Raw genomic sequence first — 12,745 nt, forward strand, 5'->3', positions numbered from 1 at the left:
TGCCTGTGCTGTCTTTTCCGTGCCGGCACCTGGCGAAATTAACAACGATTAACTCGTCAGCCAGACGGTTAGGCCCCAAGAATGAAGCGGTCTAGACTGCATCCATTCACCGGGAATGCTCCCATCGACTGCGGAAATTCGTCATGGCCCGACTTGAGCACTGTGCTCCACGCTTATCCTCCATCGGTGGCCTCTGCCCCCGACGCGAACGTATCGCCAAGCAGCTGATCCTCGCCAACCTTGGCGAAAGCCTGGCAATCGCCGACCTCGCCCAAGCCTGCGCCTTGTCGCGCAGCCATTTTTCCCGCGCATTCAAATGCACCACGGGGCTGTCGCCCCAGGAGTGGATACGCCAGCAGCGCATCCAGCGCGCCAAGGAACTGATCATCGGCTCCGCGCTGAGCCTGACGCAAATCAGCCTGGAATGTGGGTTCTGCGACCAGGCGCACTTCTGTCATATCTTCACCCGCAGCGAAGGGGTGAACCCGATGACCTGGCGAAATCACCAATTGCGCCGCAAGCAGGTGATTGCCGCCTAGTGATCCTTGCCGACGTGGAATATGCTCAGGCGATTGTCTTTTCAGGGCCTGCGCCAGCATGAATGACCTCAGCGACCAGGCCGTACACTTCGGCCCGTACCGCATTCACCCGCGCCAACGCCTGGTGCTGGAGGCCGGCCGCCCATTGCGCCTGGGACGGCGCGCGGTGGAGATTCTGCTGATCCTGCTGGAGCAGGCCGGCAATGTGGTGAGCAAGCAGGAACTGATCGCGCGGGTCTGGCCGAAAAGCGTGGTGGAAGACGGCAACCTGCGGGTGCATATGGCGGCGTTGCGCAAGGCGCTGGGCGATGGCCAGGCCGGGCAGCGCTATATCGTGACGGTAGCCCAGCGCGGCTACAGTTTTGTCGCCCCACTGAGCATCGAGCCGATGACCCTGCCCACCGACGGCCCTCCCCACAGCCAAGGCCACAACCTGCCGCTGCGGCGTACACGAATGATCGGCCGCCAGGCGCTGATCGACGCGCTGGTGCAGCAATTGCCGCAACAGCGTTTCATCACCCTGACCGGGGCCGGGGGGATCGGCAAGACCACCGTGGCGCTGCGGGTCGCGGAGCTGCTGATCGGGCACTACGCCGATGGCATTCGCCTGCTGGACCTGGCGCCCCTCAGTGCGCCGTCGATGATCCTGCCCAACCTCGCCGCCCTGCTCGACCTGACGCTTACCGAGCATGAGCCGCTGCTCGCCCTCGCGCGCAGCCTGCACGAACGTCAGTTGCTGCTGGTAATCGACAACTGCGAGCACCTGCTCGATGACATGGCCCTGATCTGCGAAACGTTGCTGCGCCATGCGCCCCACCTGCATATCCTCACCACCAGCCGCGAAGCCCTGCGCGCCGAGGGTGAGTATGTGCAACGCCTGGAGCCCCTGGCCTGCCCGCCCGCCACTGGCAACCGTGCCCAGGCCCTGGGCTACCCGGCCCTGCAACTGCTGATCGAACGGGCCATGTCCCATCAGGACAGTTTTGAACTGAGCGAAGCCGAACTGCCCCTGGCCATTGACATCTGCCAGCGCCTGGACGGCATTCCGCTGGCCATCGAGTTGGTAGCGGCGCAAATCGAACGCTTCGGCTTGCCACGCCTGCTGGTGCAAATGGAAGACAACTTCCGCCTGCTCACCCGTGGCCGGCGCAGTGCGCTGCCCCGCCAGCAGACCCTGCGCGCTACGCTGGACTGGAGCTTCGACCTGCTCACGCACTGCGAGCAGATTTGCTTGCGCCGCCTGGCGGTGTTTCGTGACGGGTTCAGCCTGGCCAGCGCGGCGGCAGTGATCGCCGGAGAGCCGATTGCCCCGGCCGAAGTGCTCGGTTCGATCAGCCAACTGGTGGCCAAGTCCCTGCTCAACGTGGAGCCCGGCGATGACGAGGTGGTGTACCGCCTGCTGGACATTACCCGCACCTATGCCCTGGAAAAACTCAGCCAGGCCGATGAACTCGACACCACCCGCGAGCGCCACGCCGCGCGCTGCCTGGTATTGATGGAGCAGGCGCGGGAGGACTGGGAGCGCACGGCGACCCAAGCCTGGATCGACCGCTACGCACCCCTACGCGAAGACGTCCGCGCCGCCCTCGATTGGGGCTTGGGCGACCAGGGCACGCAGCAGTTGGGCATTCGCCTGACGGTCAGCGCAATGCCGCTGTGGCAGGAATTATCCCTGCTGCGCGAGCACAGGTTCTATGTGGGCAAGGCGCTGGTATTGATGCAGCAGTCGAGCGCGCCCTGCACCCAGTTGATGATGCAACTGCAATTGGCCTTGGGCAGCCTGTCCTATCACGCCCTGGGTGGGGCGCCCCAGACGATCGCCGCCTTCGAGCAGGCCAGGCAGTTGGCCGAAGCGCGTCAGGACGTTGCGGGCCAATTGCGGGCCGTTTCCGGGCATATGGCGGTCAACCTGTGTGCCGGTCACTACCGCGAAGCCCTGGAACAGAGTGTGCAGTTCGATCGTCTCGACCCACGTACCGACCCGCTGCTGGACCTGAGCGCCCAGCGCCTGCGAGTACTGGCGCAGCATTTTGCAGGCAACCAGACACTGGCCCTGCACAATGCCGAACAGGTGATCCAGCGCATGGCCCACAGCGGCCATCTCAATCGGTTCACCCATGGCTTCGGCGTGCAATACGACCAGAGCGTCGCCTCACTGACCGTGCTTGCCCGCATCCAATGGCTGCGCGGGGCTCCCGAGCGCGCCTGGCGGACCGCCAGCCAGGCGCTGGAGCTGGCCTTGCAGATCAACCATGGCACCTCGATCTGCTACACCCTGGCCCTGGCCGGTGTGGTGATCGCCCGCTATAACGGCGATGGCGCGGCCGCACAGGCATTGCAGGCACTGCTGTTACAGCATGCCCAGCGCCATTCGGCCCAGCTGTTCCAGACCTGGGCGGCGCACTATGCCGACGGGCCAGGCCAAGGGGATTTGAACGGCCTCGGCCTGGTCAAGGACATCATGATTACACTGGGCGTTGCGACGGTGGACGAACCCGCGGTCGAGCGGGTGCGCAGCGATGCCGCCGGCTGGTGCGCGCCGGAATTGCTGCGGGTGCGCGCGCAGGCGTTGCTGCACCAGGACGCGCCCGACGCCGCCGAAACCCTGCTGTTGGAAGCCCTGGGCCTGGCGCAACAACAAGGCGCCCTGGCCTGGGAGATGCGCACTGCGGAGTCGCTGGCGCGACTGTGGCAAAAACAAGGCCGCCGGCAGGCCGCTCGCGAACTGCTGGGTGGGGTTTACGCGCGATTCACCGAAGGTTTCGCCAGCCAGGACCTAATCCGCGCACGCAGCCTGCTCGACGAGTTGCAGGACCAACGGCCGGCCTGAAAACGGCCCCAGGTAATGCCCATAACCCTGCTGCAAACGCGCCACCTGCACCGGGTCGCGCAGTTGCATCAGCGCGTAGCTGCGCACGCTGTTAAGCAAGCGATAACGCTGCGCCCCCGGACCGGGCTCGACCGTCAGCAACGAAGTGGCGACCAGACGCCCCAGCAGGTACGCCAGGTCGGCGTGTTCCAGCTCGGTACCCGCGACCAGCGTGACAAGGGTCGGCAAGGTCACCGCCATCTTGAACAAACCCAATTGCAGGAACAGCCAGCGCTCCGGCAGGCTAAGGCGCTGGTAGGTCCAGTCCAGGGCCGCGGCCATGGAGCGGTGCCGTTCAACCGCCGTGCGCCGGCCCCGGGTCAGCACCTGCAAGCCATTGCGCAATTGCGCCTGCACACCGTGTACCCCCAAGGCATCGACCTGGGCAGCCGCCAGTTCGAGGGCCAAGGGAATACCATCCAGACGCCGGCAGATATCACGCAGCGGTGCCAGGTCCTGGGGCCGCAGCGCAAAGCCCTGCTGACCGGCCCGAACCCGAGCGACAAACAGTTGCACGGCCGGGTACATCATTGCCTGCTCGACACTGGCCCAGGCGTACGGCATCGGCAATGCCAACCGGGGCACGCGTTGCACCCATTCGCCGGGGACCTGCAGGGCTTCACGACTGCTCAACAACACCGTCACCCGAGGCGCCCGCTCAAGCAGCGTGCGCACCAGATGCCGACAGGCGGCGAGCAACAGGTCAGCGCCATCCAGCACCAGCAGCAATTGGTGTGAAGCCAACTGGCGCGCCAGTTCACGGGCGTTATTGCAGGCTTCAAGACCCAGCGTTCGGGTCACGTGGCGGAGCATTTCCATCGGCGCCTCGACCGTCGCCAGGTCCACCCACCACACGCCGTCGCCGTAGCGCGGCAGCACGCGCTCGGCCAGTGCCAGCGCCAAGGTGCTTTTGCCCACGCCGGCGCTTCCGGTCAACGTCATCAGGCGTTGCCCGGACAGGCGCCGCACCAGCACGCCCAGCAACTCATCGCGACCGATCACCGCGCTGAGCCGCACGGCCAGATTGTGCCTCGGGGTAGTCGCGGCCACGGTGCCCTGCCCCGGCGCCACGAAGCAATACCCGCGTTGGGGGTCGTTGAGGATATAGCGCTGGCCATCCAATGCCCGGCGCAAGGCCGCGATATGCACGCGCAGGTTGTTCTGCTCGACCACGCTGCACGGCCAGACCCGCGCGATCAGGGTGTCCTTGCTGACAAACTGCCCAGGGGTTTCCAGCAACACCGCCAGGATATCCAGGGCCCGCCCGCCCAGCGGCACCGGCCAGCCAGACTTGCTGACCAGGCGCTGTTGTCGGTGAAACGTGTAGGGGCCGAAGCTCACCGAGTGCGGGTTGTTCATGTCCGTAACAGCGCTGAAACACCCGAGCTTGGGCGTCTGCGCCTCCTTTTCCATGGGCCTGGCGCTATCTTGCCAGCTACCCGTGACAGGACAATGCTGGCACAGGGAGCGTCACGGACATTCAGGTGCGCGAGACGGACATCCTGTCGTTAACTGAACTGTTGTCGGTATTGGGTGGGGTTGAGGCCGAGCTTTTCAGTGAACAGAAAACGCATATGCCGCACGCTGCCAAAACCGGCGTAGAAGGCCACGGTCTTGAGCGGCAGGTCGGTGGTTTCCAGCAAATGCCGCGCGCGGTCGATGCGCGCGCCTTGCAGGAAGGCCATGGGCGTCATCTGCACCTCCTTGGTAAACAGCCGCGCAAAATGCCGGGCACTCATGCCCGCCAGCGCCGCCATCGACTCGATGGTGTGTGGCTGATCCAAATGGGCCAGTACCTGGTTCTGCACACGGGTAATCGCGGTTTCAAGGGGCGACACGGCGGCGGTCATCGGGCTGAACTGAGCCTGGCCGCCCTGGCGTTTCATCACCACCAGCAGCACCTTGGCGACTTCCACTGCCACCTGTTTGCCATGGTCCTGGGCTACGACCGACAGCGCCAGGTCGATACCGGCCGTGACCCCACCCGACGTAATCAAGCGACCGTCCTGCAGGTAGATGCGGTCAGTCTCGACGATGGCCTGGGGGAAGGCTTTGATCAAGCGGTCGGTGTAGTGCCAGTGAGTGGTCACCCGGTGGCCGTCGAGCAACCCCGCATGCCCCAGCACAAAGGCGCCGGTGCAGATCGAACCGAAACGCCGCGACCGAGGTGCAGCGGCTCGCAGCCAGGGCAGCAAGTCGGGATGGCATTCGTTATAGGCACCGGGGCCGCCGGGCACCAGCAACAGGTCGTAGGCATCGTGCGCCTGCTCCAACAGCAGGTCGGGCTGGACGACGACGCCGTTGGACGCACGCAGCGGGCCCGGTTCGGTGCCCAGGGTAAGGATCTGGTAGTGCTGCGCCGGCGGCAGGTAGCGGTTGGCAATCGAAAACACTTCAAGCGGCCCGGCCATGTCGAGCAGGAGGAAGTCCGGAAACAGCGCCATGGCCACGGTTTTCATCACGAGAGACGTCCATCGGAAAAGAATGCGGCCGGCATTATGGCACGTCTTTTACTGTCAACCCACATGAGACAGTTATTCAGTTTTTAGCTTCTTAATGAATATCTGGGTAACCAGTAATCTTCTTCTCAACGCAAGCGCCCTGCATGTCGCAGCCCGCGCTCACTTGAGGACACCACCATGCTGACCCTTCGCAAAGCTTCGGAACGCGGCGCCGCCAATCACGGTTGGTTGAAGTCGTTCCACACCTTCTCGTTCGCCAACTACTGGAACCCCAAGGAACAGGGTTTCTCCGACCTGCTGGTGATCAATGACGACCGCGTCGCCGCCGGCAAAGGCTTCGGCCAGCACCCGCACCGCGACATGGAGATTTTCTCCTATGTGCTCGAAGGCGCCCTGGAACACAAGGACACCCTGGGCACCGGCTCGGTGATCCGCCCCGGCGATGTGCAACTGATGAGCGCCGGCCGCGGCGTGGCCCATAGCGAGTTCAACCACAGCCAGACCCGTGGCGTGCACTTCCTGCAGATCTGGATCGTGCCGAACGTGGCCGGCGCCGAGCCGCGCTATCAGCAGGAACACTTCAGCGAAGCACAGAAACGTGGGCGCCTGCAGTTGATCATCTCGCCGGATGGCGCCAAGGGTTCGCTGCATGTACGCCAGGATGCGCGGGTGTATGCCGGGCTGTTCAACGGCGATGAAAGCGCCAGCCTGGACCTGGCGCCAAACCGCCACGTGTACATCCATGTGGCCCGCGGCAGCGTGGAGATCAATGGCCAGCGCTTGCAGGAAGGCGACGGTGCCCGAGTACGTGACGAGCGCCAGATCCGCATAAGCCAGGGTGAGGATGCCGAGGTGCTGGTGTTTGACCTGCGCCCTCAAGAACAGCCGCAGATGCCATGACGGCCCTTGATGGCCCGCCCATGCGGGCCATCGCCGGCGTCGATAGTCACCATCAGCCCAATGAAGTTCTCTTAAAAAATGCAACGCGTAACATCAAACCCATACCCGGCAACACCCCAACTAAAACACTTGGAGCACACCATCATGAAACGCCAACTCTTGCTTAGCCTCGCTTTCTCGGTACTCGCTGCAAACGCTTTTGCCCACCCAGTCGTCGCTGAAGGCGGCTCGGATCGCCTGAATGCCAACCGCGTCGCCGAAGGCGGGGCCGACCGCCTGAATGGCAACCGTGTCGCTGAGGGCGGTGCTGACCGTCTGCAAGAACGCGGCCTGGTCGAAGGCGGTGCTGATCGCCTGAATGGCAACCGTGTCGCTGAGGGCGGCGCTGATCGTCTGCAAGAACGTGGCCTGGTCGAAGGTGGTGCGGATCGCCTGAATGGCAACCGTGTCGCTGAAGGCGGTGCTGACCGTCTGCAAGCACGTGGCCTGGCCGAAGGCGGTGCAGATCGCCTGAATGGCAACCGTGTCGCTGAAGGCGGTGCTGATCGTCTGCAAGAACGTGGCCTGGTCGAAGGTGGTGCGGATCGCCTGAATGACAACCGTGTCGCTGAAGGCGGTGCTGACCGTCTGCAAGAACGTGGCCTGGTCGAAGGTGGTGCTGATCGCCTGAATGGCAACCGTGTCGCCGAAGGCGGTGCTGATCGTCTGCAAGAACGTGGCCTGGCCGAAGGCGGCGCTGATCGCCTGCACAGCAACAACGCCTGACCCCGCGCTGTTCGCGGGGTACCCCAAACCGGCCTGATCAGCCGGTTTTTTTTCGTCTGCATCAAACCACGTCGCGGTCCACCCACACCACCGCCTTACCTATTTGTTGCCGCGCCTCGATGCGCGCATGCACCTGCTTCACCGTCTCCAGGCTGTAATGTCCCTCGATCTCCACCGTCAGCGATCCTTCCAACATCGCCGCAAAAACAGCATTGGCTCGCCGTTGCACGGTCGCGCCATCGGCCATGTGGTCAGCCAAGCGTGGCCGCGTCAAAAACAGTGAGCCGGCCTCCCCCAGTTCAATCGGGTCCAGGTCCGTCAGCGAGCCCGAGACATTGCCGTAATTGACGATCAAGCCTCGCGTGCGGCAAGCGCGGAAACTGTCACGCAAGGTGGTTTTGCCCAGTGAGTCGAACACCACATCTACGCCCTGCCCCGCCGTAGCCTCGCGCACGCGCTCGGCGAATCGCCCTTCGTCATACGTCCAGGCCTGATGGGCACCGCGTTGCAGGGCAATCGCGCATTTTTCAGCGCTGCTACCGGTGGCAAATACCGTCGCGCCCAACCGCCGCGCCATCTGCACCAATAATTGGCCAATGCTGCCCGACGCCGCATGCACCAGGCAGGTACTGCCGGCGTGCAAGCGCGCCACATCGTCAATCAGGTAATGGGCGGTGCAGCCCTGGAACATCGCGGCTGCCGCCTGATCGAAGGTGATTGCGCTGGGAATCTGCGCGATTTTGTCCGCCGGCACAGCGGCGTATTCAGCATAAGCCCCCCAGGCGATACACCAGGCGACCCGATCACCGACGTGCAAATGACTGACGCCGGCGCCTACGTCAACGACCACTCCGGCGCCTTCCATGCCCAAGGTGCAAGGCAGGCGCACCGGGTACGTCGTCGATTGGGCGTACTTGCCCTGGCGCGTGTGGACATCCATGAAATTGATCCCGGCACAGGCCACCTTGACCAGCACATGGCCTGGCGTGACCTGGGGTATGGGAGCGTCATGGCGCAGCAGGGCAACCTCGGGTCCGCCATAGGTTTGCAGGGTGATGGCTTTCATCGGGAACAACTCCGTTTGCACTGGGAAGCGGCCATGGTAAAAGGACCTTATCAGTAGGAAAATTCCCCAAACCCTCCCAACCTCTGTGCGGAAATAACCCGATGTTCGATTGGCAGGACCTGTATTACTTCACCGTCTTGGCCCGCACCCAATCGCTGTCGGCCGCCGCCCGCGAGTTGCAGGTGGAACACGCTACCGTCGGGCGCCGGGTCGACGCCCTGGAAACAGCCCTCGGGGTGAAACTGGTCGACCGCCTGCCCCGCAGCCGACCACTCACTGCCCAGGGCCGGGCATTGGCTGAACTGGCGGCGGGCATGGGCGAGATGGCTACCGAAGTCATGCGCTTGTCACGGGTAGCGTCCATCGAACTGGCCGGCACGGTACGGGTCAGTTGCCCGCCGTCCATTGCCAACCATTGCATCGCGCCCCACGTGGCGCACTTGCGAGCCCAGTACCCACAGCTGAACCTGGTGCTGATGCCCTCCACCCAACTGGCCGCGCTGGATAAGGGCGAAGCCGATATCGCCCTGCGCACCGTACGCCCCGACGAGGACGCGCTGGTGCGGCGCAAGGTCGGTGTGGTGCGCTTCGGGTTGTATGCCGCGCCAGTGTTCAAGCAACTGCCCGCCGCCCACTGGACGTTCATCGCCTACGACAGCAGCCGCGACCACCTGCCCCAGCAAGCGTGGATGCACCAACTGCGCGGCCAGCGCCCGATCGTATTTGCCGCCAGTGAGTTGATCACCCAACAAATGGCGGCCCGCTCCCAGGTGGGCGCGGTGGTATTGCCGACGCTGGTGGGTGATCACGACCCGCAACTGGCGCGCTTGCCCACCGCCAGCGACGGGCCGGTGCGCGATATCTGGCTGACGGTGTACCCGGATATGCGGCGCTCACCGTCGGTGAAAGTGGTGATGGAATTTTTGGTCGATTGCATTGAAGGCGAGCCGCAGCTGCGCCGTTGATTCAGCCCAGGGTGCTGAGGAATTTCTTGCGATACGCCACCGGCAGCATCCCCACCCACGTTGGGGGGCGAAGCGGCCCTGAATCCTGCCACCGAGTGTTGTCTGAAATAACGCGGTGGGCTTATTGGGGCTGCTGCGCAGCCCAACGCGGGGCAAGCCCTAATGCCGTTCAGTTAAGGCTTTTTTGTAGGAGCGAGCTTGCTCGCGAAGAACTCACAGGCGCCGCGTTCACTCAGGAAACACGCGTTATCGTTGACGTTTTTCGCGAGCAAGCTCGCTCCTACAGAAGGCGATGTACGCTTAACTGAACGGCATTAGGGCAAGCCCGCTCGCCACAGAAAGCGCGCTCAACAGAAATGGATCTGGCGGGATGGGGCCATGACAGGCATGTGCATAAAAATTCTATTGTTTATATTAATGACTGGACTTTATGAATTAGCCCTATAACTACAGGGTTATGCCCGATGAGCAGCAAGCGGATAAAAGTGCCCTAAGCTCAGATCCAAAAATTATTTATCGAATGGTTTTTAGAACTTTATGCTTGGCGCAATTTCGTTGAACATCGAGCGCGCCATGTCCATACGTCGTCCCCTCGCCGCTGTATTAGGGTTACTCGCTTTTGCCGTCGCCGTAAGCGCCGAAGCCCAGGAAACCCTGCGCATCGGTTACCAGAAATCCTCGACCTTGATCACCCTGCTGAAAACCCAAGGCACCCTGGAAAAGGCCCTCAAAGCCGAGCATATCGATGTGTCCTGGCACGAGTTCCCCAGTGGCCTGCCGTTGTTGGAAGCACTGAATGTCGGCAACGTGGACATCAGCGCCGACGTGGCCGACACCGTGCCGATCTTCGCCCAGGCGGCCCAGGCCAAGCTCACCTACTTCGCCCAGGAAGCGCCCTCGCCCAACGCCCAGGCGATCGTGGTGCACAAGGATTCGTCGATCCAGCAATTGGCGGACTTGAAAGGCAAGAAGGTCGCGGTCACCAAAGCCGCCGGCACGCACTACCTGTTGATTGCCGCGTTGGCCAAGGCCGACCTGGCGTTCTCGGATATCGAACCGGCCTACCTCTCGCCGGCCGATGGTCGCGCGGCGTTCGAGAACAACAAGGTGGATGCCTGGGTGACCTGGGAACCCTTCCTCACCAGCGTGCAGCGCCAGTTACCGACGCGCACCCTGGCCGATGGCGCAGGCCTGGCCAGCTACAAGCGTTACTACCTGACCGGCACGCCGTACGCCAAGGCCCATCCCGACGTGTTGAAAGTGGTGTATGAACAGTTGGAAAAAGCCGGCCAATGGATAAAGACCCACCCCCAGGACGCAGCGAAAGTGCTTGGGCCGTTGTGGGGCAACCTGGATGTGGCCACGGTGGAAGCGGCGAACGCGCACCGCAGTTATCAGGTGCAGCCGGTGACGGTGGATCAGTTGGGTGAGCAGCAGAAGATTGCCGATGCGTTCTTCAAGGCGGGGTTATTACCCAAGGCCGTGGATGCCACGGATGTGCAGACCTGGCGCCCTTGAGGCTTGCACAGGCCAAATGTGGGAGGGGCGGTGCGACGATTCGACTTGCCCCCGATGGCAGTGGGTCAGTGACAGATGAGCTGACTGATACACCGCCATCGGGGGCAAGCCCCCTCTCACACTTTTGATCCCTATACACCCCGTCAAATCGCGGCTGTTGCTCAAGGCCGTGGATGCCAAGTTAGAGGAGTGTGCGGGCCAGGGCGTTTTTCCACTCGGTGTAACGCCCTGCCATCGCCGGGTCATCCTGCGGTTCAAACCGCTCGCGCTGGCGCTCCAATGCACCCAGCGCCTCATCACTCGCCCAAATCCCCAGCGCCCTCCCCGCCAGGTGCGCTGCGCCCAGCGCCGAGACTTCCGGCGACAGGCTGCGCACCACCGGCCGTTGCAACAGGTTGGCCAGGAACTGCATCAGCCAACGGTTGCGCGTGGCGCCGCCATCCACCCACAGTTCCTTGAGCGGGCTGCCGATGTCTTGCTGCATGGCCTCGAACACATCGCGAATCTGATAGCCGATCGATTCCAGCGACGCGCGCAGGATATGCGCGCCGGACGTGGCTTCGGTCAACCCGCAGATCAGCCCACGGGCGTCGGCCTTCCAGTGCGGTGCGCCGAGACCGGAGAGCGCCGGCACAAAATACACGCCACCGTTATCCGGCAGTTGCGCGGCCTGTTCGGTCAAGGCGTCCAGGGACTCCCCGGCCACCAACCGCGAAGCCCACTGCACGGCGGCGCCGGTATGGACGATATTGCCTTCCATGCCGAAGGTGGGCTGGCTGCCGTCGTGCCAAGCCAAGGTGGTCGACAGGCCATGGGTGGAGGCAATCGGGCCGCTTATGGGCGTCATCAAGGACGAACCGGTGCCGAGGGTGGCCTTGACCAGCCCCGGCGCGAAACCGCCCTGCCCGTAAAGCGCCGCATGGGAGTCGCCGATCATCGACATCACCGGGATACCGGCGGGCAAGCTGCCCACGGCGACCGTTTCGGCGAAGAAACCGGCGCTCGGCTGGATCGGTGCCAAGGCCGCGGCCGGAATGGCGAACAGCTGCAAAAGCTCAGGATCCCAGGCACAGGTGTGCAGGTTGAACAGTTGGGTACGCGCGGCGTTGGAATAGTCGGTGGCGAACACCTGGCCGCCGCTGAGTTTCCACAACAGCCAGCTGTCGACCGTGCCCAGGCAGATCTGCCCGGCAGCGGCGCGGCCGTGGCCATCCTCAAGGTGATCGAGAATCCAGCGAAATTTGCCCGCCGAGAACATCGGGTCCAATGCCAGCCCGGTCTTCTCCAGGATCAGTGCTTCATGGCCCTGCGCATGCAGCTGGGTGCACAACGCGGTGGAGCGTCGGCATTGCCAACTGATGCAAGGCGACAGCGGCTCGCCGCTACGACGATCCCACGCCACCACCGACTCACGCTGGTTGCTGATCGCCAGCGCAGTGATCGGACGATCCACCTGGGCCAGGCATTCTTCAATCGCCGCCAACGTGTTTTGCCAGATCAACAGGGGGTCCTGTTCGGAAAACCCGGCCTGGGGATGGCTGATGCTCAGTGGCCGCGAACCGCGCGCAATCACCTGGCCAAGTTCATTGACCAGCACCGCCTTGGCGTTGCTGGTGCCTTCATCCAGCGCCAGGATCAGCGGAGTGTTGTTGTTCATGGGA

10 protein-coding genes are annotated in these 12,745 nt (G+C 63.4%); 6 read left to right on the forward strand and 4 right to left on the reverse strand.

The genetic code is table 11. The features are described 5' to 3' along the window. Positions 1-143: 143 nt before the first annotated feature. Together AB7933_RS20555 and AB7933_RS20560 are read left to right on the forward strand one after the other, a co-directional pair. Positions 144-539 carry a helix-turn-helix domain-containing protein gene (locus AB7933_RS20555; RefSeq protein WP_024076064.1) on the forward strand — a complete coding sequence of 132 codons (396 nt, stop codon included), beginning with the start codon at positions 144-146 and terminating at the stop codon, positions 537-539. Positions 540-597: 58 nt separating this feature from the next. Continuing rightward, positions 598-3,369, forward strand: a complete 2,772-nt coding sequence (locus AB7933_RS20560) for an ATP-binding protein (RefSeq protein WP_024076065.1) — start codon at positions 598-600, stop codon at positions 3,367-3,369. Here the strand turns inward: AB7933_RS20560 and AB7933_RS20565 are convergent. Continuing rightward, positions 3,316-4,821 carry a winged helix-turn-helix domain-containing protein gene (locus AB7933_RS20565; protein WP_024076066.1) on the reverse strand — a complete coding sequence of 502 codons (1,506 nt, stop codon included), beginning with the start codon at positions 4,819-4,821 and terminating at the stop codon, positions 3,316-3,318. The two genes, AB7933_RS20560 and AB7933_RS20565, sit on opposite strands and share 54 nt — an antisense overlap. 95 nt (positions 4,822-4,916) lie before the next feature. Further along, positions 4,917-5,867: a GlxA family transcriptional regulator gene (locus AB7933_RS20570; protein WP_041160963.1), complete on the reverse strand. Its 951-nt coding sequence runs from the start codon at positions 5,865-5,867 to the stop codon at positions 4,917-4,919. A gap of 180 nt (positions 5,868-6,047) precedes the next feature. On the opposite strand from AB7933_RS20570, the gene AB7933_RS20575 reads away from it, so the two are divergent. After that, positions 6,048-6,770: a pirin family protein gene (locus tag AB7933_RS20575; RefSeq protein ID WP_024076068.1), complete on the forward strand. Its 723-nt coding sequence runs from the start codon at positions 6,048-6,050 to the stop codon at positions 6,768-6,770. A 144-nt stretch (positions 6,771-6,914) separates the two neighbouring features. Then, positions 6,915-7,535, forward strand: coding sequence for a phage infection protein (locus AB7933_RS20580; protein WP_081730347.1), 621 nt, complete (start codon positions 6,915-6,917; stop codon positions 7,533-7,535). 61 nt (positions 7,536-7,596) lie between these two features. Here AB7933_RS20580 and AB7933_RS20585 read toward each other — a convergent pair whose 3' ends face one another. Then, positions 7,597-8,601: a quinone oxidoreductase family protein gene (locus tag AB7933_RS20585; RefSeq protein ID WP_024076069.1), complete on the reverse strand. Its 1,005-nt coding sequence runs from the start codon at positions 8,599-8,601 to the stop codon at positions 7,597-7,599. A 101-nt stretch (positions 8,602-8,702) separates the two neighbouring features. Here AB7933_RS20585 and AB7933_RS20590 point away from each other — a divergent pair, with 101 nt between their 5' ends. Further along, entirely contained in the window at positions 8,703-9,566 is an 864-nt protein-coding gene (locus AB7933_RS20590; RefSeq protein WP_024076070.1) for a LysR family transcriptional regulator, read from the forward strand. A gap of 573 nt (positions 9,567-10,139) precedes the next feature. Beyond that, on the forward strand, positions 10,140-11,084 hold the full coding sequence (locus AB7933_RS20595) for an aliphatic sulfonate ABC transporter substrate-binding protein (RefSeq protein ID WP_041161243.1): 945 nt from the start codon (positions 10,140-10,142) through the stop codon (positions 11,082-11,084). Positions 11,085-11,265: 181 nt separating this feature from the next. Here the strand turns inward: AB7933_RS20595 and AB7933_RS20600 are convergent, their stop codons facing one another. Next, the gene (locus AB7933_RS20600; protein ID WP_024076072.1) at positions 11,266-12,741 is read right to left on the reverse strand and encodes an FGGY family carbohydrate kinase; all 1,476 of its coding nucleotides are present in this window, start codon (positions 12,739-12,741) and stop codon (positions 11,266-11,268) included. Between the last annotated feature and the right edge of the window lie 4 nt (positions 12,742-12,745).

It is taken from the genome of Pseudomonas gorinensis (assembly GCF_042015035.1).
In the GTDB taxonomy this organism is placed as follows: Bacteria; Pseudomonadota; Gammaproteobacteria; order Pseudomonadales; family Pseudomonadaceae; genus Aquipseudomonas; species Aquipseudomonas gorinensis.